We start from the raw sequence: 26,203 nt of genomic DNA on the forward strand, positions 1-26,203 counted from the left end.
CGGGGTGCCTTTCGGGAAAAAAGCGCGATTATACGGGGATTGGCAGGCCGTGGTCAGTTTGGAGATTGGCGGTGTCCGGGTGATCGCTATCGCGGGCAAGTCGCATCGTCGCACCGCAGCTCCCACAGGGGCTGAGGTGTATACAGAACGCGTGATCACCCCAATCACTGTGGGAGCTGCGGTGCGACGATTCGACTTGCCAGCGATGAGGCCGGGACTGTCGCCGAAAATTATTCTTCTTTCTTCATCAACCCGGCCAGCGCCGCAAACGGATTATGCGTCGCCTTGGCAATTTTCGGGGTGCTCAACGAGCCCTCACCGAAATACTGCTGGTCGGTATAACGCGAGTGTTCGTTATCGTGGCAGTACAGGCACAACAGCTCCCAGTTCGAACCATCCTGCGGATTGTTGTCGTGGTTGTGGTCGCGGTGGTGCACGGTCAGCTCACTGAGACGTTTGCCGGAAAACTCACGGGCGCAACGGCCACACACGTGCGGGTACATTTTCAGGGCCTTGTCGCGGTAGCCCATTTCCTTGTCACGCTGGTTGTCGGCGAGGATGCGGTCCAGCTTCGAGGTGTTGGTTGGGGTGGACGAACTCATGGGTTCACCTTTGTAGAAAGACTAATGACGGTATAGGTGGAGTTTAGCTCAGCCCTTGAGCTTCTCGGCAATCCAGATGGTGTGGCGAGTGCCCTTGTTGCCGTGGGCGAAGACCTGCACTTCCTCGGCCTTGAATCCGGCTTTTTTCAGTTTGTCGGAAAACTGCCGATCGGCGCTCGCAGACCACACCGCCAAGACGCCTTTTGGCCGCAGGGCCTTGGCGCAGGCGCTCAGGCCGCCGGCGGAGTAGAGCCAGCTATTGGCCTTCTGGGTCAGGCCTTCGGGGCCGTTATCGACGTCGAGCATGATCGCATCGAAACCTTGTGGTTCGGCTTGCAGTACTTTGGCCACATCTTCCATGCGGATGACGGTGCGTGGGTCAAGCAACGGGTTTCCGGCCTTCTCGCCCAACGGCCCGCGATTCCATTCCACCACACCCGGAACCAATTCGGCGACCACCACTTCAGCCGTCTTGCCCAGGTGCTTGAGCGCCGAGGCGAGGGTGAAGCCCATGCCCAGGCCACCGATCAATACCCGCGAATTCGGGCGCCCGGCGACCTTGCGGCAAGGGATCTCGGCCAGGGCGTCCTCGGAGCCGTGCATGCGTGTATTCATCAGTTGTCCGCCGTCACCGCCCTGGATCTTGATGACGAAATCTTCGCCGTACTCGAACAGGCACAGGGCACCGCCGTTCTCGGGAATAGGGGTGGTGTCGAGCAGGACGAAACGTTTCATGGGGCTCACTTGAGGAAAAAATGGCAGCAGGGGGGAAGGCAAACGGACGCCGTTGGGAGTAGCCTGCAAATGACAACAAGGCCAACGGAGCCATTGATGAAGCGCACCATTCTAACGGTCATTACCCTGGCCGCGCTTTCGATTACTGCAGTGCAGGCCCAGCCGATGCAAATCACGCCCGTCAGTCCAGCGCCGACGCCCGGTTCGCCTGGCACCGCAACGCCCACGCCCTACCCGCAAATCTCCCCCGCGCCGGTGCCCAAGGTCGGCCCTGGCAGCAGCGGTCCGCCGTTGGTCCCTATCGAGATGCCGAACCCGCCGACCAAGGATCAGCCGGTGCCGGGGATCGAGCAAAATCCGCCGAAGGTCAAGTCGCCAGGCGGTTAAACCTGCTGCGCAAGCAGTTGCCCATCGGCCATGCGCAGGCGCTTGGACAGGGACACGGCGAGGGCACGGATGATCTTGCCGGCGATTTTCGGTGCATCGTTGAGCATCTTTTCCAGGGAATCCTTGCCCAGGTTGAGCAACTGACAGTCACTCGCCGCCACGCAACTGGCCGAGCGACGCTCGCCGTCGAGTACAGCCATTTCGCCGAACGAGCGGCCACTGCGCAACGTGGCAATGGTCACTTGCTGCCCGTCGCTGGTGGTCTTTTGCACAGCCACCTGACCGGTGTGAATGATGCACATGAAACTGCCGGCATCGCCCTCATGGAAAATCTCTTCACCCTGGGCGATGGTGCTGATGCTGAAATAGCCCGAGGCCGCGGCGAAGTCCACCGGCAGCAGCTGGTTGAACAGGCCGCAATCCATCAGCCAGTCGCGAATTTCATTGTTCAAAAAGGTCGGTTCTGACATGTCGTGCGGTCTTTGTTGTTGTGTCTGTTTTCCGGGTTTGACATTGCCCTGTAGGAGCAAAGCTTGCTCGCGATGGCGGCATGTCAGTCAACATTGATGTTGAATGTTGCGGCCTCATCGCGAGCAAGCTTTGCTCCCACGGGGGCAGTGTTGTTTTCGGCGTTGAGGTACGGATTTAAGACCGGCACGCCAGGCCGAGTTCCTCAGGCAACACCCAAAACCTTGAACAAAAATGCATATTCGAGCGCTACGTCACGCAATCCCTGGTATCGACCGCTCATCCCGCCGTGTCCGGCGCCCAGCTCGGTCTTGAGCAGCAGGGGATTGGTGTCGGTTTTGGTCGCGCGTAATTTGGCCACCCATTTGGCCGCTTCCCAATACTGGACGCGGCTGTCGTTGTAGCCGGCAATCACCAGGGTCGCCGGATATGCCTGTGCGCAGACGTTTTCGTACGGGGCGTAGGCCTTGATCCGATCATAGACGTCCGGTTCCTGCGGGTTGCCCCACTCGTCGTATTCGGTGACGGTCAATGGCAGCTCCGGGTCGAGCATGGTGTTGAGCACATCGACGAACGGCACTTCGGCTATCGCGGCACCGAACAGTTCCGGCCGTTGATTGAGCACAGCCCCGATCAACAAACCACCGGCACTGCCACCGCTGATTGCCAATTGTGACGCGGTGGTGAACCCGTTGGCGATCAAGTGCTCGGCACAGGCGATGAAGTCGCTGAACGTGTTTTGCTTGTGCTCCTGCTTGCCGGCGCGATACCAGGCTTCACCCAGTTCACCACCACCGCGCACGTGGGCGATGGCAAACGCCATGCCGCGATCGAGCAGGCTCAGGCGCGCGTGGGAGAACCACGGGTCGAGGCTTTCGCCATAGGCGCCGTAGCCGTACAGATAAAGGGGCGTTGGTTGACCCAGTGCTTCGCGTTTGACGACAAGGCTGATCGGAATTTTCGTACCGTCGGGCGCTGTAGCCCACAGGCGCTGGCTGACGTAGGCATCGGCGTCGAACGGGCCGAGAACCGGGGTTTCCTTAAGCACTTTCTGCTCGCCATTGACCAGTTCCAGCTGGCGGATCTGCGCCGGACGGTTCAGGGCTTCGTAGCGCAGGCGAATCCGTTCGCTGACGAATTCCAGACTGTTCTGCACATGCAGGCTGTAAGCCGCGTCTGGCAGTTGCACCCGGTAGCTCGGCAAGTCCCGGGGGTAGACTTCAATGATCGGCAAACCACCTTCACGCAGGCTCAAGGTCATGGCGCCGGCATTCAGGCTCATGCCGTCGATCATCACCGAGTCGCTATGGGGGATCAGGTTTTGCCAGGTCGATTCGATGGGGGCTACGCCAGTATCGATTGCGGTGTACAGGGCGAAGTTGATGCCGTCGCGGTTGGTGCGGATGAACCAGGCCCATTGGCCGTCGAGCGCGCCGTGGTCGACGTCGTACTCATGGTCTTCAACCCGGGGCGCGATGCAGGTAAAGGCCTGCTGCGGCTGGTTGGCGTCCAGCACCCAGACTTCGCTGGTGGTCTTGCTGCCCAGGGACAGCAGCAATTGCTGCTCGGAACTGGAACGGTAGCAATGCATGAAAAAGCGGCCGTCCGGCTCATGGAACACTTCTTCGGCCGCCGTGCCGTCCAGGCGGTAGCGGAATAGCTTGTGCGGGCGATGGGTGTCGTCCAGTTCGCCGAAAAACAGGGTCAGGCTGTCATTGGCCCACGTCATGCTGCCGTCGCAGTCCTGGAACTCCAGTTCGCTGACGCGACCGTCGGACAATTCCTTCACGAACAGTGTGTAGATCTCATCGCCCGAGGAATCGATGCTGTAGGCCAGGCGCTGGTGGTCCGGGCTGATGCTGAATGCGCCGAGAGAGAAGAAGCCGCCGTTGGCCAGCACGTTCGGGTCCAGCAGCAGTTGTTCCCGGCTTTCATCGAGGGTCAGGCTGTCATCGATCGGGCGCGGGCAGCGGTAGTGCCGGGCGTATTCGTCGCCCGCCGTGGTGCGGGTGTAATACAGGTACGGTCCCCAGGGGGAGGGCAGGGACAGGTCGGTTTCGAGAATCCGGCCCTTGATCTCCTCGAACAGGGTTTCCCGCAGCCCGGCCTGATCGGCGGTTTGCGCATCCTGATAGCGGTTTTCAGCCTTCAGGTAGTCGAGCACCGCATCGGTGTCGCGTTCCTGCAGCCAGGCATACGGGTCAGTACCCTCGTCCTTGCGGGCGATCGGGGCGTCGGAAGCGTTGGCGGATAGGGGCATGAAGGACTCTCGATCAATGTACGAAATAGGGACTGCCACCTGTGGGAGCGCGCCTGCTCGCCAAGAGGCCAGCACATTCACTGTCAATGTTGACTGGCCCACCGCTTTCGCGAGCAGGCTCGCTCCCACATGGATTGCGCTTGGGGCAAGCCTGATGTGCGAAAAGCCGTTATCATAAGCGCCTCTTTGCCTGCCTTGCCATGGACACCATGACCGAGAACGACTATCTGATCGCTTGGGGCCTCTACGCCTTTGCCGCTTTGGGCTGCCTGTTGGTGTGGATGCGCATCACCCGCTGGATGTGGCGTTGGCTGCGCGAGCCGCTGCGGTTGCTGGTGGCGGTGCTGCTCTTCAGCCCGACCATCATTGACCCGGTGAAGGAAAAGGTCGCCCCGGCCATTGCCATTACCGCCCTGGACCTGTTGTTCAAGGTCGGCAACAACGCGTGGCGGGCGATTTCCGACCTGTTCATGTACGGCATGATCGCTTTCGGCATTTACCTGGTGTTCGTGGTGATCCGCTTCCCGATCGAACGCGCCTCCAGGGCACGCAAGGAGCAGGCTGCTGCTGCCAAAGCCGCGGCCCTCGCCGATGAGCCGGAAGAGGTGCATCCGTTCGGGGGGGCCGGGGATGATCGTTATGGTCGTCCACCGGTGCCAAGCAACCCCCAGCGTATGCGGGTCGAACCGCGTTTGTAACTTTTGCCCCTGGCTTGAAGCGAGAGTCCGAGCATGTGTGAGTTATTGGGCATGAGCGCCAATGTCCCGACCGATATCGTGTTCAGCTTCACCGGGCTGATGCAGCGCGGCGGGCGCACCGGTCCGCACCGGGATGGTTGGGGCATCGCCTTTTACGAAGGCCGGGGTTTGCGCTTGTTCCAGGACCCGGCGGCGAGTTGCGAGTCGGAAGTCGCGAACCTGGTGCAGCGCTACCCGATCAAGAGCGAAGTGGTGATCGGCCACATCCGCCAGGCCAATGTCGGCAAAGTCTGCTTATCCAACACGCATCCGTTCGTCCGTGAGTTGTGGGGCCGCAACTGGTGTTTTGCCCATAACGGCCAGTTGGCGGACTTCCAGCCGACTTTCAGCTTCTACCGTCCCGTGGGCGATACCGACAGCGAAGCGGCGTTCTGCGACTTGCTCAATCGCGTACGTGCCGCGTTCCCCGAGCCGGTCGAGGTCGAAGACCTGTTGCCGGACCTGGTGGCCGCCTGCGCCGAGTACCGCAGCAAAGGCGTATTCAATTGCCTGCTCAGCGACGGCGACTGGCTGTTCTGCTATTGCTCGACCAAGCTGGCGCAAATCACCCGTCGCGCACCCTTCGGCCCGGCGCGCTTGAAAGATGTCGATGTGATCGTCGATTTCCAGGCCGAAACCACGCCCAACGACGTGGTCACGGTCATCGCCACCGAACCCTTGACCGAAAACGAAACCTGGACCCGCTATGAACCGGGCCAATGGAGCCTGTGGCGACGCGGTGAATGCGTCAGCCAGGGCGTGACCGAATAAGGATCTGCTCCCCATGTTGCTCAGTTATCTACGGCTGGTGTTGTTCGCGGCGGGCCTGTTGATCGGTGTCCAGGTGCCGGGGTTCATCAACGATTACGCCAAGCGGGTCGAGGCGCATCTGATTGAAGCGCAGGCCGGCTTGAGTGGTTTTCAAGGCACGGCCAATCAGTTCTTCAAGGGTGATATGCAGGCACTGGTGGCCCATTACCGCGCCAGCGAAGACCCGATCTTTCGCAGTGACGCCGACAGCCTGAGCAACCTGCTGACCCGTCAGCTGGCGCTGGACAAGCAGTTCCAGGCGATGCAGGGCCCGTGGTACATCCGCTTCCTGCAAGTGGTGCTGGCGGCCGATCCGGACATTCGCCAGGAAACCTGGAATGGCTACAGCTACCAGATCCTGTTGACGCCGCAAGCGATGATCTGGGGCATGAGCGGCGCGCTGCTGTTGTCGTTTGGCCTGGAATGCCTGTTCCGCCTGATCGACTGGGTCGTGCTGGGTGGCAAGCGCCTGCGCCAGAGCCGGCCGATCGAAGAGCGGGATTTGCGCGGTCTTTAAGAACACCCTTTGTAGGAGCTGGCTTGCCAGCGAAGGCGGTGTGTCAGGCACGCCGCATCGCCTGGTTCGCTGGCAAGCCAGCTCCTACAGGGTCGTCAACGATTCAGGACGATGTAGTTTTCGCCAACTCTGCGCGCATATTCCTCCAGCACCTGCTGGCACAACGCAACAATCTCCTCGACCCATTCCGCACCCACTCGCCACGACACCACCACCTGTAAATTCGGCGGACGTTGATCGATGGCCAGCAAGGTCAATTCCCCGCGCGCCAGTTCCTCGGCTACCAGTACCGGTGGCAAGGCGCCGATGCCGAAACCATCGCGCAACAGCCGGGTAATCGCCGACACCGAATTCACGCAGTTCAGCCTTGGCGCCATGACGCCGTTGGCCTGCATCAGGGCAAGCACCTCCTGATGCGGATGGGAGTTTTTCGAGTAGGTGATGATCCGCTCATTGGCCAGATCGGCGACGCCTGAAAACTCACGGTTGTACAGCGAGTTGCTGGCGACGATCCAGCCCATGGGATGGCTGGCCAGTTCCAGGCTGCGCACGCTTTCCTGGCGCAACAGATCGGTTTGCAGGATGACGTCGAGAAAGCCCTTTTGCAGCTGATCGCAGAGGTTGAGCGACGTATCGGCCACCAACTCGATTTCCACCAAGGGGTAGTGATCGGTCATCTGCGCCACCAACGGGCTGAGCCAGGTGTGGATCACCGTGTCCATCACCCCGATACGCACACGCCCGGCCTTGCTGGAGCGGGTTTCGATCGACTGCTTGAGCGCTTGCATGGTGTCCATCATCTGCTCGGCGTAGTCGAGCACTTTCAGGCCTTCCGGCGTCAGGCTCACCCCCCGCGAATCGCGCAGGAACAGCTTCACCCCGAGCTCGCCTTCGAGCACGGCGATGCGGCTGGAAATCGACGCCTGGGTGGTGAAGAGCTTGTCGGCGGTCAGGCGGAAACTCTTGAGCCGGGCGACCCAGACGAAGGTCTCGAGAAACTTCAGGTTCATGGGATAAAGATTTCTTATGTCTAAGGCGGGTTTTTATTAGTTGGACGCGGCAGGGCGGTGCGCCCAAGAATCAGGCCATCCGGTTCCCACGATAGGCGTCGTCGGGGCTCAGAACAATACCAATAAAATCAGCGCGGAGATTTGCCATGAGTGCGCCCGACACCCCCTTGATTGCGAAAGCCACGGCTCGCCCGGGGCCTTTCGACTGGTATCGCAATATCAATCAGCAGGAACGCCGCACCTTCTGGAGCTGCAAGATCGGCTATGGCCTGGATGGCATGGACACCCAGATGCTCAGTTTCGTGGTGCCGACCCTGATTGCCATGTGGGGCATCACCACCGGCCAGGCCGGGCTGATTCACACCAGTACGCTGATCGCTTCGGCCATCGGTGGCTGGGTGGCGGGCATTCTCTCCGATCGCATCGGTCGCGTACGCACCTTGCAACTGACGGTGCTGTGGTTCGCCTTCTTCACCTTCGTCTGCGGTTTTGCGCAAAACTACGAGCAACTGTTGGTCGCGCGCACCCTGATGGGCTTCGGTTTCGGCGGCGAATGGACGGCCGGTGCGGTGCTGATCGGCGAAGTCATTCGCGCCCAGGACCGCGGCAAGGCGGTTGGCATGGTGCAGTCCGGCTGGGCGTTGGGTTGGGGGCTGACCGCGATTCTGTATGCACTGCTGTTCTCGGTCCTGCCACCGGAAGACGCGTGGCGCGCACTGTTCATTCTCGGCATCGTGCCGGCGATTTTCGTGATTTTCGTCCGTCGATTGGTGAAAGATCCGGAAATCTACCGTGAAGCCAAGGCCAAGGAAGCCCCAAGCAACCCGTCGAAGTTCTACGAGATCTTCGCCCCCGGCATGCTCTTCACCACGATTCGCGCTTCATTGCTGACCACCGGTGCGCTGGGCGGTTACTACGCGATCACGTCCTGGCTACCAACCTTTCTGAAAAACGAACGCGGTTTGAGCGTACTCAATACCAGCGGTTATCTGGCGATGGTGATCGTCGGTTCCTACGTCGGTTACGTCATCAGCGCCTACCTGACAGACATTCTCGGCCGGAAAAAGAACTTCATCCTGTTCGCCGTTGGTTCGTTCACCATTGTCCTGCTGTACACCCAAATGCCGGTCAGCAATGGCGTGATGCTGTGGCTGGGCTTTCCGTTGGGTTTCTTCGCCTCGGGGATTTTCAGCGGCATGGGGGCGTTCCTGACCGAGTTGTTCCCTACGCGCATTCGCGGTTCCGGTCAGGGTTTTTGCTACAACATCGGCCGGGCGCTGGCGGCGTTGTTCCCGCTGCTGATCGGCCTGCTCAGCCAGACCGTGCCGCTGAGCGTGGGCATCGGTGCCTTTGCGGCAGTGTCCTACGGCGTGGTGATCCTTGCGGCCCTGAGCCTGCCGGAAACCCGCGGCAAGCAACTCGACGCGCAGTAACTGATAATCTGCGGGCATGTCTTACAGATATGTCCCGCAGCTAAAAAGAATAAAACCTACAGGAGTGTTCATCGTGAGCCGCCTGCTATTGAACTGCGACATCGGCGAGAGTTTCGGTAACTGGACCATGGGTCTGGACGCGGAAGTCATGCCCTTCATTGATTGCGCCAACATCGCCTGCGGCTTCCATGCCGGCGACCCGAGCATCATGCGCAAGACCGTCAGTCTGGCCCTCAGCCACGGCGTGCAGATCGGTGCTCATCCGGCCTATCAGGACCTGGTGGGGTTCGGCCGACGCTCCATGGCCTACGCCGCCCAGGAACTCCAGGACATCCTGCATTACCAGATCGGCGCCCTCGACGGTATCTGCCGGGCCCAGGGCGGCCGGGTCAGTTACGTCAAACCCCATGGCGCCATGTACAACGACATGATGGCCAACCCGGCACAGCTGCGTGCGGTGCTGCAGGCCGTGGCCGCTTATGACCGCAGCCTGCCCTTGATGTTGATGGCCACCCGCGACAACAGCGCCGCGCAGCAGATGGGTGATGAATACGGCGTGACCCTGTGGTTCGAAGCCTTCGCCGACCGTGCCTATGACAGTGCCGGCATGCTGGTGTCGCGAAGCTTGCCGGGAGCGGTGCATCACGACCCGGAGAAAATCATCGAGCAGGCGTTGATCATCGCCCGTGGCGACCGCCTCACCGCCAGCGACGGCAGCGCCCTGCATTTGCAGGCCAATACCCTGTGTGTGCACGGCGACAACGCCAGTTCGGTTGCGGCCGTAAGACGCATTCGTGAAGCGTTGAATGAGTTGGGTGCGTCATGAAATGGCGGGTGGAAGTAGTCGCGCTCGATTGTTTGATGGTGCGTTTGTTCGATGAAATCGCCGAAGCCAACATGCCCTGGATGCTGGCGGCCAGTGAAAGCCTGCGGGCGGCCTTCGGCGGGCACCTGATCGATCTGGTGCCGTCCTACACGACGTTGATGGTGCATTATGACCTGACCGGGTTGAGTCCGGCCCAGGCACGGGAATTGATCGCCGAAGCGTTCATCGACCTGTCGCCCAACGCGCGGACCCGCGGTACCCGTCACGTGCTGCCGGTGTGGTACGACTTGAGCGTCGGCCCGGAGTTGCGTCTGTTGTCGCAGCGCAGCGGGCTGGCGATGGAGGAGGTGATCCGTCGTCACAGTGAGCGTGAATATCAGGTGTTCGCCCTGGGCTTCGCACCGGGGTTCGCCTTCATGGGACTGGTGGACGAGGTGCTTGCCGCGCCGCGTCTGAACACACCCCGCAAGAAAGTCGCCGCCGGCAGTGTCGGCATTGCCGAACGGCAGACGGCCGCCTATCCGGTGGTGTCACCGGGTGGCTGGAACCTGATCGGCCGTACGCCGGCCAAATTGTTCGATCGCAACCGTGACGGCTACAGCCTGATGCAACCGGGTGACACCGTACGCTTCGAAGCCGTCGGCCATGCCGAGTTCATCAACCTGGGCGGTGACGACACGCCACTGGAGGCCCAGGCATGAGCCGTTTGACGATTGAAGCGAGTACACCGCTGTGCCTGTTGCAGGATGCCGGACGTTTCGGCGTGCGACATCTGGGCGTGACCCAGGGTGGAGGGCTGGATTGGCAGTCGATGTCCTGGGCCAACTGGCTGCTGGGTAACAGCCTTGATGCGGCGGTGATCGAAATCACCCTCGGCGGGTTTACGGTGGTGGCGCAAGACGATTGCCTGCTGGCGCTGGCCGGAGCGGATCTGGGGGCGCAGTTGGATGGCGAGCCACTCAAGCCCTGGCGCAGTTTCAGGTTGAATAAAGGTCAGCGGTTGCAATTCACCCAGCCATTGCTCGGCGCTCGCGCTTATTTGGCTGCGCCGGGTGGCTTCGATGCGCCGAAGGTGCTGGGCAGTCGTGCGACGGTGGTTCGTGAAGAACTCGGCGGTCTGGATGGAATGGGCCGTGCGCTGAGCAAAGGCGCGTGCTTGAGCTATTCGGGCAATTCGGTGATGTTGCTGCGGGAATTATCGCCAGAGCAGCGACCGGACCTGAGCCTCGATGCACCTTTGGATCTGGTACTCGGTGCACAAGTCGGTGAGTTCAGCGGACAGAGTCTGTTCGATGCGTTCAACAGTGTGTGGAGCCTCGACAGCCGGGCTGACCGGATGGGCATTCGCTTGCTAGGCACAGCATTGCAGTACCAGGGGAAACCGATGATTTCCGAAGGTATTCCACTGGGTGCGGTGCAGGTGCCACCGGACGGGCAGCCGATTGTGTTGCTCAATGATCGGCAGACCATTGGCGGGTATCCGCGTTTGGGGGCGTTGACGCCGTTGGCGCTGGCTCGGCTGGCGCAGTGCCTGCCGGGGGCGCAGGTGCGGTTGCGGCCGGTGGTGCAGGAGGTTGCGCATCGAGAACAGGTCGAGTATTTGCGCCGGTATTTGAACCGCTAAAAGTATCGTGGGCAAGCCTTGCTCCCACAGGTTATGTGTGAAACCTGTGGGAGCAAGGCCTGCCCGCGATGGCGTCAGTCCAGACAACCGAGATTACTTGGAAAGAAACCGCATCCCCTCTTCAAGCCCCCGCAACGTCAGCGGATACATCTGGTCCTCGATCAAATCCCGAACAATATTGGTCGACGAGGTATAGCCCCAGGTGTCTTTCGGGTACGGATTGATCCAGATGAGCTTCTTGTACTTCTCCCTGAAACGCTGCATCCACACGTAACCGGCTTCTTCGTTCCAGTGCTCGACACTGCCACCGGCCTGGGTGATTTCGTAGGGCGCCATGGCGGCATCACCGATGAAGATCACTTTGTAGTCGGCGCCGTACTTGTGCAGCAGGTCCATGGTCGATGTGCGCTCGGACGTACGGCGCATGTTGTTCTTCCATACCGACTCATAGATGAAGTTGTGGAAGTAGAAATACTCCAGATGCTTGAACTCGGTCTTGCAAGCCGAGAACAGCTCTTCGCAGATCTTCACGTGGGCGTCCATCGAGCCGCCGATGTCGAACAACAGCAACAACTTGACCGTGTTGCGCCGCTCGGGGCGCATCTGGATATTCAGCAGGCCGGCATCGCGAGCGGTGTGGTCGATGGTGCCATCGATGTCCAGCTCCTCTGCCGCGCCCTGGCGGGCGAACTTGCGCAGGCGGCGCAGGGCGACCTTGATGTTGCGCGTGCCCAGTTCCACCGAGTCATCGAGGTTCTTGTACTCGCGCTGGTCCCAGACTTTGACGGCCCGGCCCTGGCGCTTGCCGGCGTCGCCGACCCGGATGCCTTCCGGGTTGAAACCACCGGAACCGAACGGGCTGGTGCCACCGGTGCCGATCCACTTGTTACCGCCGGCATGGCGTTCCTTCTGTTCTTCCAGGCGTTTCTTGAACTCTTCGATCAGTTTGTCCAGACCACCGAGGGACTGGATAGCGGCCCTTTCTTCGTCGGTCAGGGAGCGTTCGAACTCCTTGCGCAGCCAATCTTCGGGGATCAGTGCCTGCAAGTGGTCGTCTAGTTTTTCCAGACCATTGAAGTAGGCACTGAAGGCCCGGTCGAACTTGTCAAAATGCCGTTCGTCCTTCACCAGGATCGCCCGGGACAAGTAATAAAACTCGTCCATGTCGGCAAAGGTCACGCGCTGTTTCAGCGCGTTGATCAGGTCCAGCAGCTCGCGCACCGAGACGGGTACCTTGGCGGCGCGCATTTCATTGAACAGATTGAGCAGCATGGCGTTGGCCCTTGGTTAGCAGTGCTTAGCGAGAGCCGCGACGGCTCATGAACGCCAGACGCTCAAGCAGTTGCACGTCCTGTTCGTTTTTCACCAAGGCGCCAGCCAGTGGCGGAATGGCCTTGGTCGGATCGCGTTCGCGCAGCACCGCTTCGCCAATGTTGTCGGCCATCAGCAGTTTCAGCCAATCCACCAGTTCGGAGGTCGAGGGTTTTTTCTTCAGGCCCGGCACCTTGCGCACGTCGAAGAACACGTCCAGCGCTTCGCTGACCAGGTCTTTCTTGATGTCCGGGTAGTGCACGTCGACGATCCGCTGCATCGTGCTGCGATCCGGGAAGGCGATGTAGTGGAAGAAGCAGCGGCGCAGGAAGGCGTCCGGCAGCTCTTTTTCGTTGTTGGAGGTAATGATGATGATCGGGCGCTTTTTCGCCTTGATGGTCTCGTCGATCTCGTAGACGTAGAACTCCATCTTGTCGAGTTCTTGCAGCAGGTCGTTGGGGAACTCGATGTCGGCCTTGTCGATTTCGTCGATCAGCAGGATCACTCGCTCTTCGGACTCGAAAGCCTCCCAGAGCTTGCCCTTCTTCAGATAGTTGCGAACGTCGTGAACCTTTTCCGTGCCGAGCTGCGAGTCACGCAGACGGCTGACCGCGTCGTACTCGTAGAGGCCTTGATGGGCCTTGGTGGTGGATTTGATATGCCAGGTGATCAGCTTGGCGCCAAAGGATTCGGCCAGTTGCTCGGCGAGCATGGTCTTGCCGGTGCCCGGTTCACCCTTGACCAGCAGTGGTCGCTCCAGGGTGATGGCGGCGTTGACCGCCAGCTTCAGGTCATCGGTGGCGACGTAGGCCTGGGTGCCTTCGAACTTCATCTGCTAATCCTCGAACGGTAATGCCGACCTGTGTGAGGCAGGGCGGTGCGCAATAAATGGTCAAGCCCGACTATAACTCGGTGTCCGGTCGACTGTGAACGCAGAAGGCTTATTCAGTCTCTGAATGGGGCGTCACATCTTGACTCAGTCTCGGCGGTGGGCCAGTATTGAGATATCGCCATTTTGGCGATAGCTTGCGAGGCATGTCTACTAAATACCGATTTCGAGATACGTACCGCATTCAGTTGCGTGAAAAGGACCATCCGCCACCCCACATCCACCTGACCGGTGGCGGGCTGGATGTCATGCTGAGCCTGGAGACCGTCGAGGTGATGATGGGCAAGGCACCGCCACTGATTATCAAGGAAGCGCTGGAATGGATCAGGGCTGATCAAGCGCAATTGCTGGAGGATTGGAAACGATGTTACCCATGAAACGACCACGGCTGTCGGCGGTGCGGGTGCTGGAGGATTACCGTCTGGCGCTGACGTTTATCGACGGTCAACAATTGTCCCTCGATTTGAGCCGTGACCTGCAGGCTTTTCCGGGGTTGCAACCGTTGCTGGGGAGCGCTTTCGACGGTGCCGTACTGGGCGATAACGGATGGTGTGTGGAATGGCCTGAGGAGGATATCCAGATAGGCGCCGACACCTTGTACCTGGATGCGCTTGCGCAAAACGCATCGGACGAAAACACGCGGATTTTCATCGACTGGCGTGCTCGCACCGGACTGCCCCTCAATCAGGCCGCTGAGGCGTTGGGGGTGAGTGCTCGAAGCATCAGCCGCTACAGCAGTGGGCGAGAAGCCGTGCCGCGTTCATTGGCCCTGGCCTGTCTTGGCTGGGACTTCCTGCAACAGCAATCAAAGTCGTTAAGGGCAGCCGAAGAGAATGGCCGCTATACCGTTACGCGCAAAAGTTAACCGGCATCCGGTTTCGGCCGTTCATAGCGGGCATTGAATGCCTCGATGAATCCATTGCGCAAAATCTGCAAAAACGCCTGGAACGCGCTGATATCTCGCTGGTGAACGCTGCCACTTAATTCGACGCGGGTAGCAAACTGGTTCTTGCTCTGGTTTTTCAGCACGGTTTCGGAGCCGCCGACGAGGGCTTCCCAAATGGAACGGAAAAGTCCCTTGTCCTTGTTTTCCACATCCTGCTGCCAATTGAATACGTCGACATCCCTCAGCAACGGCTTGATGTAGCCGGTCAATTTGGCTTTTTTGGCCTGCGCTTCGATCACTACATCGCCATGGCCGGCATTGAAATCGAACTTGCCGTAGGCCGAAGCGAAGTCGTTCAGACGCTTGAGCTCGATGTCTTTGACCCGTAGACGAAATTCGAAATCTTCAAAGTTGCTCAGCGGGTCGAAGGTTGCGGTGGTTTCCAGCGGCGCATGCCCCAGTAGCAGCGCCTTGCCTTCGAAGCGGGCGTCACGCTTGCCTTTGGTGTCGACCACATTGGTCAGGTTGTAAATGCTGGCGTCGACCTTTGTGGCGTTCATGTTCACGGGAGGTTTGGAGTTGAAATTGCGAAAGCTGATCTTGCCGTCATCAATCCGCACTTCGTTCAAGGTAATCGGCAGCAATTTTCCCAATTGGGCACGCCAGTCTGTGCCTTGGCCGGTCTGGGAATTCTGTTTGTTGGCGCCGCCGTCGACGAAATTCACTTCAGGTTTGAAGAACTGCACTTTGGCCACCACGGCGTGGTCGTACCAGAGGGAATGCCAGCTGACGGAGAGGTCGATCAACGGCGCATTGACGAACGGCACGGGCACCTTGCCATCGACCTTGACGATTTTCAGGCCGTTGATTTTGTAGGCACCACGCCACAGGGCCAGGTCCACGTCTGTGATCTGGCCGCGGTAATCACCCATGTCCGCCAGTTTGTCATTGAGGTAGTCGCGCACCATGTAGGGCAGAGCGAAGTGCAGGGCAATCAGCAGCACAACGAGGCCGGCGAAGGCCCAAAGTGGCCAGCTGTATCGACGTTTCATGGTGGCAAATCTCTGGCGATCTAAAACCATTGACTGCGGCGATAACCGGACGTTCGACCTGACTGGACGACCACGGGCAACAGGCATACCTTTGTGCGCTTATTAAATGCTGTATCAAGGACCCAGCCATGAGCCGTATTTTCGCTGACAACGCCCACTCCATCGGCAATACGCCGCTGGTGCAGATCAACCGTATCGCGCCGCGCGGTGTGACCATCCTGGCCAAGATCGAAGGGCGCAACCCTGGTTATTCGGTCAAGTGCCGGATTGGCGCGAACATGATCTGGGACGCCGAAAGCACTGGCAAACTCAAGCCTGGCATGACCATTGTCGAGCCCACCTCCGGCAATACCGGCATTGGCCTGGCCTTCGTGGCGGCGGCGCGGGGCTACAAATTGATGCTGACCATGCCTTCATCCATGAGTATCGAACGTCGAAAAGTGTTGAAAGCGCTGGGGGCGGAACTGGTGCTGACCGAACCGGCCAAGGGCATGAAGGGCGCGATCGAGAAGGCGGCTGAAATCGTTGCCAGCGATGCATCCCGGTATTTCATGCCAGCGCAGTTCGATAATCCGGCCAACCCCGCTATCCATGAAAAAACCACCGGCCCCGAGATCTGGAACGACACCGATGGTGCTGTTGATGTCCTGGTGTCCGGTGTCGGGACGGGTGGAACCATCACCGGCGTTTCGCGATATATCAAGAATACCCAGGGCAAGCCGATCATCTCTGTGGCAGTGGAGCCAGCGGTGTCGCCGGTGATCACCCAGGCGCTGGCCGGTGAGGAGATCAAGCCGAGCCCGCACAAGATCCAGGGTATCGGTGCCGGCTTTGTGCCGAAGAACCTGGACCTGTCGATCGTCGACCGGGTGGAATTGGTCAGTGACGAAGAATCCAAGACCATGGCCCTGCGATTGATGCAGGAAGAAGGGATTCTGTGCGGTATTTCCTGCGGCGCGGCGATGGCGGTGGCGGTACGGTTGGCCGAAACCCCGGAAATGCAGGGCAAGACGATCGTGGTGATCCTGCCGGATTCCGGCGAGCGTTACCTGTCGAGCATGTTGTTCAGCGATCTGTTTACCGAGCAGGAGAACCAGCAGTAAGGTTTTGCCGATAGGGCCGCAGGTTTTCCTGATGATTGGCTGACTCAGGTCAGCCAGCATTCAGGAGGTGTGTGTTAAGAAGTACTTTATTGCGCAATCCATAATACTGAATGTTTAAACAGGCGGGTTTTTCCCGAAGTGGGTAGTGTTTATCATGATGGCTGCCGCGTCGGGGTAATGGCGTTGCGCAGAGTGTCTCTATACCAAGGAGTTGTTGATGACCTTTTCCTTTGCCGCGAAGGCGTCGGTGTTGCTGCTGTTTCTCGGCAGTACGCTCTATGTGCATTTACGTGGCAAGGCGCGTTTGCCGGTACTGCGTCAATTCGTCAACCATTCGGCGCTGTTCGCACCCTATAACGCGTTGATGTACCTGTTCTCCGGCGTGCCTTCCAAACCCTATCTCGACCGCAGCAAATTCCCTGAACTGGACGTGCTCAAGGACAATTGGGAAGTCATTCGCGACGAAGCCATGCACCTGTTTGATGAGGGTTACATCCGCGCCGCCGAAAAGAACAACGATGCTGGATTCGGCTCGTTTTTCAAGAAGGGCTGGAAGCGTTTCTACCTCAAGTGGTACGACAAACCGTTGCCCTCGGCCGAACTCCTGTGCCCGAAAACCGTGGCACTGGTCAGCGGCATACCCAACGTCAAAGGCGCCATGTTCGCGCTGCTGCCGGGCGGAAGCCACCTCAACCCGCACCGCGACCCGTTCGCCGGCTCGCTGCGTTATCACCTGGGCCTGTCGACACCCAACTCTGACGACTGTCGCATCTTCGTCGACGGTCAGGTTTACGCCTGGCGCGACGGTGAAGACGTGATGTTTGATGAAACCTACGTGCACTGGGTCAAGAACGAAACCGACAAGACCCGGGTCATCCTGTTTTGCGACATCGAACGACCGCTGAGCAACCGCTTGATGACCCGCATCAACCGCTGGATCAGCGGTCTGCTGGGTCGCGCTACCGCGCCGCAGAACCTCGATGACGAACGCGTTGGCGGGATCAATCAGGCTTATGCATGGAGCAAGAATTCCAGCGACAAATTCAGCGGCGTGGTCAAGCAGTGGAAGCGTCGTAATCCGAAGGCTTATCGGGTATTGCGCCCGGTGTTGGCGGTGGTTGTGCTGACCTTGTTGGGGTATTGGTTGTTTGGTTGACGCAAACTCTCTGTAGGAGCGAGCTTGCTCCGGGCGGCGTTCCGACGATGGACTCAAGGGCGACGCGTTTATTCAGGAACAACGCGTTATCGTTGACGTCTATCGCGAGCGAGCTCGCTCCTACAGTGGTCCTTCAAGTTATTGCAATCCACGTCGAGCGCTGGTTATAGTCGGCGCACAGCGAGTTCCCGAACTCGCTTTTTCATCCTTCTACAAAAGATCAGCCCATGCCTGCATCCCTCATCAACGTGGTAGTCGATTCAGCGGTCAACGCTGGCGTCGTGCCGTGCGGGAATCAGCAGCCTGTGCAGATCAGTCATTACCCTCCACCTGTCAGTAGCACGCCGGTGTGCGCAGTCGTATCACCGCCGGGCGTTGGCGTTTGGGGCTGATCAGCGTTTCTCTGCTGACTCCCTGCACCCGCCTGAAAAAAACTACTGAATTTCAGCTTCGGCTGAATTGGCACTTTGCCTGACTACAGGTGGTATTCATGTTTGTCCTTTCTCAAAAGTCCGCGCTCGCGGCGGCTTCCACGAGCCTGTTCGTCCTGCTGTGGAGCAGCGGGGCGATCTTCTCCAAATGGGGGCTGGCCCATGCGGCGCCCTTTGCCTTTCTGCTGGTGCGCTTTGTCATCGCCTTGTGCGGTTTGCTGTTGCTGGTGCCGTTGCTCAAGCTGAAGTTGCCCAAGGGCGCAAAACCGATGCTGTACGCGATGGCCACAGGGGTGGTGTTGCTGGGGGCTTATCAGATTTTCTATCTGCTGGCCCTCGACCTGAAAGTCACGCCGGGTGTGATGGCGACGATCATGGGCGTGCAGCCGATTCTTACGGTGGTGATCATGGAACGTCAGCGATCGGCGAGCCGGATGTTTGGTCTGTCGCTCGGTCTGGCCGGGTTGATCATGGTGGTTTATCAGGGCATCGGTCTGGCCGGCATGTCGTTGGCCGGGATGCTCTTTGGTTTGCTGGCGCTGGCGAGCATGACGTTCGGCTCCATCATGCAGAAGCGCATCACCGACAATCCCCTCGGCACACTGCCGGTGCAATACCTCGCGGGTTTATTGCTTTGCGGGATCTTCGTGCCGTTCCAGCCGTTTCACTTCGAGCACAACAGCGGGTTTATCGTACCGGTGTTGTGGATGGGGCTGGTGGTGTCGGTACTGGCGACCCTGTTGCTGTACCGCTTGATCGCCCGAGGCAACCTGGTGAATGTCACCAGTCTGTTTTACCTGGTGCCGGCGGTGACGGCAGTGATGGACTACCTGTTTTTCGGTAATCGACTGGCGACGTTGAGCATGCTGGGTATGCTGTTGATCATCGTTGGCCTGGTGTTCGTGTTCCGTAAAACCGCGTAAACCCGCGTTGTAGTTTTCGGTGATGGAACCACCGCTTCGCGAGCAGGCTCGCTCCCACAAGGTTTGGTTACAACCTGTGGGAGCGAGCCTGCTCGCGAAGGCGTCATCAACCTCACCGCGAAATTATCGGGCTGACACTTGAGCCTGCTTCACCACGGCCGGCTTCAACACCAACCACAACGCCGCTGCAATCAACACGCCACCATAAATGTGCGCCATCGACAGCGGCTCATCGAGAAACATCGCCCCCCACAACACCCCGAACAGCGGAATCAGGAAGGTCGTGGTCATCGATTTCACCGGGCCAATCGAGCTCAGCAGCCGGAAGTAAATAATGTAGGCAAACGCCGTGCAACCCAGCCCCAGGCCCAGCAACGAAAGCCAAACGTTCCAGCCGCCCCAGCTCGCCGGTGGCTGGCTGATCACGCTGTAACCGAACAACGGCAACAGGAACAACGTGGCGCCGAGCATGCTGCCCAGTGCCGACAAGCGGCTGTCCAAACCACCGGCCTGATCGAGCCAGCGCCGGGCCAGGAATCCGGCAAAACCGTAGCATGTGGTGGCGAGCAGACAGGCGACGGCCCCCATCAACAACCCGAGATCGAACGCCACCGGGCCCGCGCGGGTTAGCACACCGACGCCGAACAGCCCGAGAAAAACCCCGCCGAGCTTCGCGGCGGTGAGTCTTTCATGGAAAAACAGCCCACCGATCAGCACGCCCATCAGCGGCGTGGTGGCGTTGAAAATCGACGAGTAACCGGCGGGCAGCACCTGTGCTGCAACGGAGTACAAGGTCGCCGGGATGCCGGAGTTGATCACCCCGAGCAGCATCACGGTCTTGAGTTTGCCTTTGAAATCCCAGCTGATGCGCATCAAGCCAAGAATCACCAGCAACCCGGCGGCGGCAATCGATACGCGGAAAAAAGCGGTAGGGATGCTGCCAATCACCGGGGCGATAATGCGCATGAACAGAAAACTCGCACCCCAAATGGCCGCCAGTGACAGTAAACGGAAAATATCGATGGGGTTCACAGTGCGTTCCTTCCTTGAGGGAGGGGCGAAAGTGTTGCTGAGTGCATGATCGATGGCAACCGAAAACCGGGCGTTTAATTCGCTGGAAAATTACGCTTCTCCTGCACCCGCTTCACTGGCTAAGCTCAGGGCTCACAAATTCCCGCAGAGGTCTCACTATGCCGCAGCATTGGCCAGCCGCCGACATCGCCCGATTGATCCTCGATGGCTTTGACGATTACCGCGAGCATTTCCGCCAGATCACTGACGGCGCCCGGGCGCGCTTCGAGCAGGCCCTGTGGCAGGAGACGCAGGTCGCCTCGGCGGCACGGATCAACCTCTATGAAGAAAAGGTCAGTGAAACGGTCGAGCGGCTGCGCATCGCATTCGACAGCGACACGCTGGATGTCAGCTGTTGGCCACTGGTCAAAAACGCCTACATCAGCCTGATCGACCTGCGTTTCGACGATGAACTGTCGGAGACCTGGTACAACTCGATTTTCTGCGGGCTGTTCAGCCATGACCTGATCAGCGACGGCTGCATGTTCATTCACACCACCCGGCCGAGCCTGCGGCGGGCCAGGGCCGCGCAAACCCGCACCTATAAACCCCAGGGTCAATTGTCGGGCATGCTGGCGAGCATCTTTGCCGACTACCGCTTCAGCGAGGATTACGCCGACCTGCCCGGTGACCTGCGCCGCCTCGAAGTGCAACTGCGCGAGAACCTGCCGGACTGGGTGTGCAAGGACCCGGATTTGAGCGTCGAGCTGTTTTCCTCGGTGCTCTACCGCAACAAGGGCGCGTATCTGGTGGGGCGTATCTACACCGCCGATGAGCAATGGCCGCTGGCGATCCCGCTGCTGCACCGCGAAGGTCGCGGCATTCAGATCGACGCGCTGATCACCGACGAAGCTGACGTATCGATCATTTTCTCCTTCACCCGCTCGTATTTCATGGTGGATGTGCCGGTGCCGGCGGAGTTCATCGGCTTTCTCAGGCGCATCCTGCCAGGCAAGCACATCGCCGAGCTGTACACTTCGATCGGCTTTTACAAGCACGGCAAGTCCGAGTTCTACCGGGCGCTGATCAATCACCTGGCCAATACCGACGACCAGTTCATCATGGCGCCGGGCGTGCGCGGCATGGTGATGACGGTGTTCACCCTGCCGGGGTTCAACACCGTATTCAAAATCATCAAGGACCGTTTTTCGCCGTCGAAAAACGTCGACCGCGCCACCGTGATCGAAAAGTATCGGCTGGTGAAAAGCGTCGATCGCGTAGGGCGCATGGCCGATACCCAGGAGTTTGCCGACTTCCGTTTCCCGCTGAGCAAATTCGATCCGGCCTGCCTGGAGGAACTGCTGGAAGTCGCGCCGTCCACGGTGTCGGTCGAAGGTGACACCGTGTTGATCCGCCACTGCTGGACCGAACGGCGGATGACGCCATTGAACCTGTACCTGGAAAATGCCAGCGAGGCGCAGGTTCGCGAGGCGTTGGAAGATTACGGTCTGGCGATCAAGCAATTGGCGGCGGCGAACATTTTTCCCGGCGACATGCTGCTGAAGAATTTTGGCGTCACCCGTCATGGTCGCGTGGTGTTCTACGACTATGACGAGATTTGCTTCCTCACCGAAGCCAACTTCCGTCACATTCCGGCACCGCGTACGCCCGAAGATGAAATGGCTTCGGAGCCGTGGTACTCAATCGGACCGCTGGACGTGTTCCCGGAAGAGTTTCCACCGTTCCTGTTTGCCGATGCCGGGCAGCGCAAGTTATTCGATCAGTTGCATGGCGAGTTGTACAACGCCGATTACTGGAAAAGCCTGCAAGAGGCGATTCGGGCGGGGAAGGTGATCGATGTGTTCCCGTATCGGCGTAAAGGGCTCGATAACGAATAACTCGTTTACGACCTGTGGGAATCCAAAATGTTGCAACACTCATTTACACCACCAAATCTGCGACAATCGCGCCCTTGCGCCACTAGACGACTGAATTGCGTACCCGATGACCGACGAATCGCCCTCCATCGACAAACTGCTGAAAAACCTCGATCACGCCATGCTCGCCGACCGCCACCGGCTGCGGCGGCAGTTGCTTGAACTGCGCAAGAAACCCGATGAGGCCAAACTGGCCCAGTGGGTGGCGCGCATGCAGGCGTCCTGTGACCAGGTGTTGGCACGCAAGGCCAGCCTGCCAGTGATTCGTTACGACGACAGCCTGCCGATCGCCGCCAAGCGCGACGAAATCAAGAAGGCGCTGGAAAAGCATCAGGTGCTGATCATCGCCGGCGAAACCGGCTCGGGTAAAACCACCCAGCTGCCGAAGATCTGCCTGGAAATCGGTCGCGGCCAGCATGGCCTGATCGGCCACACCCAGCCGCGCCGGATTGCCGCGCGCAGCGTGGCGAGCCGGGTGGCCGAAGAGCTGGGCACGCCGTTGGGCGCGCTGGTCGGTTATCAGGTGCGGTTCGAGGATCAGAGCGATTCCAACACCCTGATCAAGCTGATGACCGACGGTATTTTGCTGGCGGAAACCCAGAACGATCGCTATCTGGAACGCTACGACACGATCATCGTCGACGAAGCCCACGAACGCAGCCTCAACATCGACTTCCTGCTCGGTTATCTGAAAACCCTGCTGCCGCGCCGTCCGGACCTGAAAGTCATCATCACCTCGGCGACCATCGACCTGGAGCGCTTCTCCAAACACTTCGACGATGCACCGATAGTCGAGGTCTCCGGCCGAACCTTCCCGGTGGACACCTGGTATCGCCCGCTGACCCTGGAGCAGGACGAAGAGGGCAACCGCGTCGAAGACGACCTGACCGTGGATCAGGCGATTCTCGCCACTCTCGACGAAATCGCCGCCTATGAGCGCAGCGAACGCCGTAGTCCCGGCGACGTGCTGGTGTTCTTGCCCGGCGAGCGCGAGATTCGCGACGCCGCCGACATGTTGCGCAAGGCCCAGCTCAAGCACACCGAGATCCTGCCGCTGTACGCGCGCTTGTCGCCGGCCGAGCAGCAGCGGATTTTCCAGTCGCATCCGGGGCGTCGTGTGGTCCTGGCGACGAACGTCGCGGAAACCTCGCTCACGGTGCCGGGCATTCGCTACGTGATCGACAGCGGCACCGCGCGCATCAGCCGCTACAGCTACCGCGCCAAGGTTCAGCGCCTGCCCATCGAAGCGATTTCCCAGGCCAGCGCCAACCAGCGCAAGGGCCGTTGCGGGCGGGTCGAGCCGGGCATCTGCGTGCGGCTGTACAGCGAAGAAGATTTCCTTGGGCGTCCGGAATTTACCGATCCGGAAATCCTGCGCACCAACCTCGCGGCCGTTATCTTGCAGATGCTGCACCTGCGCCTTGGCGAAGTGACTGCGTTTCCGTTCATCGAGCCGCCGGATGGCAAGGCCATCAGCGATGGTTACAACCTGCTGCAAGAACTCTCGGCGGTGGACCGCAACAGTCAGTTGACCCCGCTCGGTCGCCAGCTGGCACGGCTGCCCGTGGACCCGCGCATGGGGCGCATGCTGCTGGAAGCGGCGAAGCTCGGCAGCTTGCAGGAAGTGCTGATCGTCGCCAGCGCCATGTCGATCCAGGACCCGCGCGAACGCCCGCCGGAACGCCAGCAAGCGGCGGACCAGGCCCATGCACAATGGAAAGATGCCGACTCGGACTTCGCCGGGCTGGTCAACCTGTGGCGGGGTTTCGAAGAGCAGCGCCAGGCATTGACCGCCAGCCCGCTGCGCAACTGGTGCCGAAAGAATTTCCTCAACTACCTGCGTTTGCGCGAGTGGCGTGATTCCCATCGACAGTTGAGCCTGATCTGCCGCGACATGCAGCTGAGCCTCAACAAAGAGCCGGCGGATTACCCAAAACTGCACAAAGCGGTGCTGGTGGGGTTGCTCAGCCAGATCGGCCAGAAGACCGAAGACGGCGATTACCTCGGTGCCCGCCAGCGGCGCTTCTGGATTCATCCCTCATCGGGGATCGGCAAAAAACGTCCGCAATGGTTGATGACCGCCGAACTGGTGGAAACCACCAAACTCTATGCGCGCATGGTGGCGAAGATCGACGCCGACTGGATCGAACCGCTGGCCGGGCACCTGATCAAGAAAAATCACTTCGAGCCCCATTGGGAGAAGAGGCGCGGCCAGGTGGTCGCCTTCGAGCAGATCACCCTGTTCGGGTTGATCGTGGTCGGACGCCGCCCGGTACATTACGGGCCGGTAGACCCGGTGGTGTCGCGGGAGCTGTTTATCCGCGAAGGGCTGGTGCGTGGCGAGATCCAGTCCAAGGCCAAGTGCCTGACAGCGAACAAACAGTTGCTGGAGCAGCTCGATGAGCTGGAAGCCAAGGCTCGTCGTCGCGACATCCTCGCTGATGAGGAAACCCTGTACGCCTTCTACGATGCGCGGCTACCGGCGGAGATTCACCAGACCGCGACCTTCGACAGCTGGTACCGGATCAATAGCCAGAAAAACCCGCAGCTGCTGATCATGCGCGAAGAAGACGTGCTCGCCCGCGAAGCGAGTGAAGTCACTGCCCAACACTATCCGGACACCCTGCACATCGGCGATCTGGAGTTGGCGCTGAGTTACCACTTCGAACCGAACCACCCGCGCGACGGCGTGACCCTGCGTGTACCCGCGCCGCTGTTGCCGATGCTGCCGCCGGAACGTCTGGAATGGCTGGTGCCGGGTGTCATCGAAGCCAAATGCATTGCGCTGGTGCGTAACCTGCCCAAGGCCCTGCGCAAGAACTTCGTGCCGGTGCCGGACTTCGTCAAGGCTGCCTTGCAGCGCATGACCTTTGCCGAGGGGTCGTTGCCCCAGACCTTGGGTCGCGAGCTGCTGCGCATGACCGGCGCTCGTGTCAGCGATGAAGCCTGGGCCGAAGCGGCACAACAGGTGGAGAACCATCTGCGCATGAACCTGGAAATCGTCGACGCTCAGGGCAAGTTCCTGGGTGAAGGCCGAGATCTGGCCGAACTGACGGCGCGCTTCGCCGAAGCCAGCCAAGCGGCGCTGGCCGTACCGCAAACCGCGAAAAGCCAGCAACCGGTGGAGCCGAAAGTGTTCGCCGCCGTGGCCGAGAAAACCCAGCAAAAGATTGCCGGGCTGTCGATGACGGTCTACCCGGCGCTGGTGGAGGAGGGCGGTACGGTCAAGGAAGGGCGTTTTTCCACGCCGGCTGAAGCCGAGTTCCAGCACCGACGCGCTCTGCAGCGCTTGCTGATGCAGCAACTGGCGGAACCGGCGAAGTTCTTGCGCAGCAAGCTGCCGGGCCTGACCGAACTCGGTTTGCTGTACCGCGACATGGGGCGCGTTGACGCGCTGGTGGAAGACATTCTGCTGGCCAGCCTCGACAGCTGCATTCTCGACGGCGAAGACCCGTTGCCCCGTGATGGCGCCGGGCTGGCGTCGCTGGCCGAGCGCAAGCGCGGTGCCTGGACCGAACACGCCGAACGCGTGGCGAAGCTGACTCTGGAAATCCTCAAGCTCTGGCATGGTCTGCAAAAACGCTTCAAGGGCAAGATCGACCTGGCGCAAGCCGTGGCCCTGAACGACATCAAGCAGCAGCTCAGCCATCTGGTGTATCCGGGCTTTGTTCGCGAAACACCGATGCAATGGCTTAAGGAATTGCCGCGTTACCTCAAGGCCATCGAGCAGCGCTTTGAAAAGCTCGGATCTCAGGTGCAGAAGGACCGGGTATGGAGTGGCGAATTGGCCAATCTCTGGACTCAGTACCAGACCCGCGCCAACAAGCACGCCCAGGAAGGCAAGCGCGATCCGCAACTCGAGCTTTATCGCTGGTGGCTGGAGGAGTACCGGGTGTCGCTGTTCGCCCAGCAACTGGGAACCAAGGTGCCCATCTCCGACAAGCGCCTGAGCAAGCAGTGGACCCAGGTCGAGCTCTGAGCGGAAAACCTGTAGGAGCAAAGCTTGCTCGCGATAGCGATCTCAGGGACGCCATCGCGAGCAAGCTTTGCTCCCACAGGAATTGCGTTGTGCTTGAGAAAGGCGCCAAAAGCTGA

24 protein-coding genes are annotated in these 26,203 nt (G+C 59.9%); 15 read left to right on the forward strand and 9 right to left on the reverse strand.

Annotated features, from left to right (window positions below; translation table 11 throughout):
* Positions 1-230 precede the first annotated feature (230 nt).
* Together LAB08_RS06560 and LAB08_RS06565 are read right to left on the reverse strand one after the other, a co-directional pair.
* Positions 231-602, reverse strand: a complete 372-nt coding sequence (locus LAB08_RS06560) for a YajD family HNH nuclease (protein ID WP_053156205.1) — start codon at positions 600-602, stop codon at positions 231-233.
* A 48-nt stretch (positions 603-650) separates the two neighbouring features.
* Positions 651-1,337 (reverse strand): spermidine synthase, encoded by a 687-nt coding sequence (locus tag LAB08_RS06565; RefSeq protein ID WP_007898703.1) that lies wholly within the window; start codon positions 1,335-1,337, stop codon positions 651-653.
* A 96-nt stretch (positions 1,338-1,433) separates the two neighbouring features.
* Here LAB08_RS06565 and LAB08_RS06570 point away from each other — a divergent pair, with 96 nt between their 5' ends.
* On the forward strand, positions 1,434-1,724 hold the full coding sequence (locus tag LAB08_RS06570) for a hypothetical protein (protein ID WP_096512974.1): 291 nt from the start codon (positions 1,434-1,436) through the stop codon (positions 1,722-1,724).
* Here LAB08_RS06570 and LAB08_RS06575 read toward each other — a convergent pair.
* Positions 1,721-2,194, reverse strand: coding sequence for a cyclic nucleotide-binding domain-containing protein (locus LAB08_RS06575; RefSeq protein WP_096512973.1), 474 nt, complete (start codon positions 2,192-2,194; stop codon positions 1,721-1,723). The two genes, LAB08_RS06570 and LAB08_RS06575, sit on opposite strands and share 4 nt — an antisense overlap.
* 203 nt (positions 2,195-2,397) lie before the next feature.
* The gene (locus tag LAB08_RS06580) at positions 2,398-4,452 is read right to left on the reverse strand and encodes a S9 family peptidase (RefSeq protein ID WP_096512972.1); all 2,055 of its coding nucleotides are present in this window, start codon (positions 4,450-4,452) and stop codon (positions 2,398-2,400) included.
* A gap of 200 nt (positions 4,453-4,652) precedes the next feature.
* Between LAB08_RS06580 and LAB08_RS06585 the strand changes: the two genes are divergently transcribed.
* Genes LAB08_RS06585 through LAB08_RS06595 form a run of 3 tightly spaced genes read left to right on the forward strand, consistent with a single transcriptional unit; the run spans position 4,653 to position 6,516 of the window.
* On the forward strand, positions 4,653-5,150 hold the full coding sequence (locus tag LAB08_RS06585; protein WP_096512971.1) for an MFS transporter: 498 nt from the start codon (positions 4,653-4,655) through the stop codon (positions 5,148-5,150).
* Between the two features lie 33 nt (positions 5,151-5,183).
* A complete protein-coding gene (locus LAB08_RS06590) occupies positions 5,184-5,960 on the forward strand; it encodes a class II glutamine amidotransferase (protein ID WP_096512970.1) in 777 nt (258 codons plus the stop codon).
* A 13-nt stretch (positions 5,961-5,973) separates the two neighbouring features.
* Entirely contained in the window at positions 5,974-6,516 is a 543-nt protein-coding gene (locus tag LAB08_RS06595; RefSeq protein WP_096512969.1) for a DUF2937 family protein, read from the forward strand.
* 95 nt (positions 6,517-6,611) lie between these two features.
* On the opposite strand, the gene LAB08_RS06600 is transcribed toward LAB08_RS06595, so the two are convergent.
* Positions 6,612-7,526, reverse strand: coding sequence for a LysR family transcriptional regulator (locus LAB08_RS06600; protein WP_096512968.1), 915 nt, complete (start codon positions 7,524-7,526; stop codon positions 6,612-6,614).
* Between the two features lie 146 nt (positions 7,527-7,672).
* Here LAB08_RS06600 and LAB08_RS06605 point away from each other — a divergent pair, with 146 nt between their 5' ends.
* From LAB08_RS06605 to LAB08_RS06620, 4 genes are all read left to right on the forward strand, one after another.
* Positions 7,673-8,959: an MFS transporter gene (locus LAB08_RS06605; protein WP_096512967.1), complete on the forward strand. Its 1,287-nt coding sequence runs from the start codon at positions 7,673-7,675 to the stop codon at positions 8,957-8,959.
* Positions 8,960-9,032: 73 nt separating this feature from the next.
* Positions 9,033-9,785 carry a 5-oxoprolinase subunit PxpA gene (locus tag LAB08_RS06610; RefSeq protein WP_096512966.1) on the forward strand — a complete coding sequence of 251 codons (753 nt, stop codon included), beginning with the start codon at positions 9,033-9,035 and terminating at the stop codon, positions 9,783-9,785.
* Positions 9,782-10,486, forward strand: coding sequence for a 5-oxoprolinase subunit PxpB (gene pxpB, locus LAB08_RS06615; protein ID WP_096512965.1), 705 nt, complete (start codon positions 9,782-9,784; stop codon positions 10,484-10,486). Before LAB08_RS06610 ends, pxpB begins: the two co-directional genes overlap by 4 nt.
* Positions 10,483-11,409 (forward strand): 5-oxoprolinase subunit C family protein, encoded by a 927-nt coding sequence (locus LAB08_RS06620; RefSeq protein ID WP_096512964.1) that lies wholly within the window; start codon positions 10,483-10,485, stop codon positions 11,407-11,409. Before pxpB ends, LAB08_RS06620 begins: the two co-directional genes overlap by 4 nt.
* A gap of 93 nt (positions 11,410-11,502) precedes the next feature.
* Here the strand turns inward: LAB08_RS06620 and LAB08_RS06625 are convergent, their stop codons facing one another.
* Together LAB08_RS06625 and LAB08_RS06630 are read right to left on the reverse strand one after the other, a co-directional pair.
* Positions 11,503-12,681, reverse strand: coding sequence for a vWA domain-containing protein (locus LAB08_RS06625; protein ID WP_096512963.1), 1,179 nt, complete (start codon positions 12,679-12,681; stop codon positions 11,503-11,505).
* Positions 12,682-12,706: 25 nt separating this feature from the next.
* Positions 12,707-13,552 (reverse strand): AAA family ATPase, encoded by an 846-nt coding sequence (locus LAB08_RS06630; RefSeq protein ID WP_096512962.1) that lies wholly within the window; start codon positions 13,550-13,552, stop codon positions 12,707-12,709.
* Between the two features lie 203 nt (positions 13,553-13,755).
* Between LAB08_RS06630 and LAB08_RS06635 the strand changes: the two genes are divergently transcribed.
* Both LAB08_RS06635 and LAB08_RS06640 read left to right on the forward strand, forming a co-directional pair.
* Positions 13,756-13,986, forward strand: coding sequence for a DUF4160 domain-containing protein (locus LAB08_RS06635; protein ID WP_172901628.1), 231 nt, complete (start codon positions 13,756-13,758; stop codon positions 13,984-13,986).
* A complete protein-coding gene (locus LAB08_RS06640; RefSeq protein WP_096512960.1) occupies positions 13,974-14,474 on the forward strand; it encodes a DUF2442 domain-containing protein in 501 nt (166 codons plus the stop codon). Before LAB08_RS06635 ends, LAB08_RS06640 begins: the two co-directional genes overlap by 13 nt.
* Here LAB08_RS06640 and LAB08_RS06645 read toward each other — a convergent pair.
* Complete coding sequence (locus tag LAB08_RS06645; protein WP_096512959.1) at positions 14,471-15,547, reverse strand: DUF748 domain-containing protein; 1,077 nt, start codon at positions 15,545-15,547, stop codon at positions 14,471-14,473. The genes LAB08_RS06640 and LAB08_RS06645 overlap by 4 nt on opposite strands.
* Before the next feature lie 128 nt (positions 15,548-15,675).
* On the opposite strand from LAB08_RS06645, the gene cysK reads away from it, so the two are divergent.
* The 3 genes from cysK (at position 15,676) to LAB08_RS06660 (ending at position 19,160) form a co-directional block, all read left to right on the forward strand.
* Entirely contained in the window at positions 15,676-16,650 is a 975-nt protein-coding gene (gene cysK / locus LAB08_RS06650) for a cysteine synthase A (protein ID WP_096512958.1), read from the forward strand.
* 217 nt (positions 16,651-16,867) lie between these two features.
* Positions 16,868-17,806, forward strand: coding sequence for an aspartyl/asparaginyl beta-hydroxylase domain-containing protein (locus LAB08_RS06655; RefSeq protein WP_096512957.1), 939 nt, complete (start codon positions 16,868-16,870; stop codon positions 17,804-17,806).
* Between the two features lie 490 nt (positions 17,807-18,296).
* Positions 18,297-19,160: a DMT family transporter gene (locus LAB08_RS06660; protein WP_096512956.1), complete on the forward strand. Its 864-nt coding sequence runs from the start codon at positions 18,297-18,299 to the stop codon at positions 19,158-19,160.
* A gap of 123 nt (positions 19,161-19,283) precedes the next feature.
* Here the strand turns inward: LAB08_RS06660 and LAB08_RS06665 are convergent, their stop codons facing one another.
* Positions 19,284-20,192: a DMT family transporter gene (locus LAB08_RS06665; RefSeq protein WP_096512955.1), complete on the reverse strand. Its 909-nt coding sequence runs from the start codon at positions 20,190-20,192 to the stop codon at positions 19,284-19,286.
* Between the two features lie 158 nt (positions 20,193-20,350).
* On the opposite strand from LAB08_RS06665, the gene aceK reads away from it, so the two are divergent.
* A complete protein-coding gene (gene aceK / locus LAB08_RS06670) occupies positions 20,351-22,069 on the forward strand; it encodes a bifunctional isocitrate dehydrogenase kinase/phosphatase (RefSeq protein WP_096512954.1) in 1,719 nt (572 codons plus the stop codon).
* Between the two features lie 106 nt (positions 22,070-22,175).
* A complete protein-coding gene (gene hrpA, locus LAB08_RS06675; RefSeq protein ID WP_096512953.1) occupies positions 22,176-26,087 on the forward strand; it encodes an ATP-dependent RNA helicase HrpA in 3,912 nt (1,303 codons plus the stop codon).
* Positions 26,088-26,203 lie beyond the last annotated feature (116 nt).

This window comes from Pseudomonas izuensis, from assembly GCF_002356535.2.
Taxonomy (GTDB): domain Bacteria; phylum Pseudomonadota; class Gammaproteobacteria; order Pseudomonadales; family Pseudomonadaceae; genus Aquipseudomonas; species Aquipseudomonas izuensis.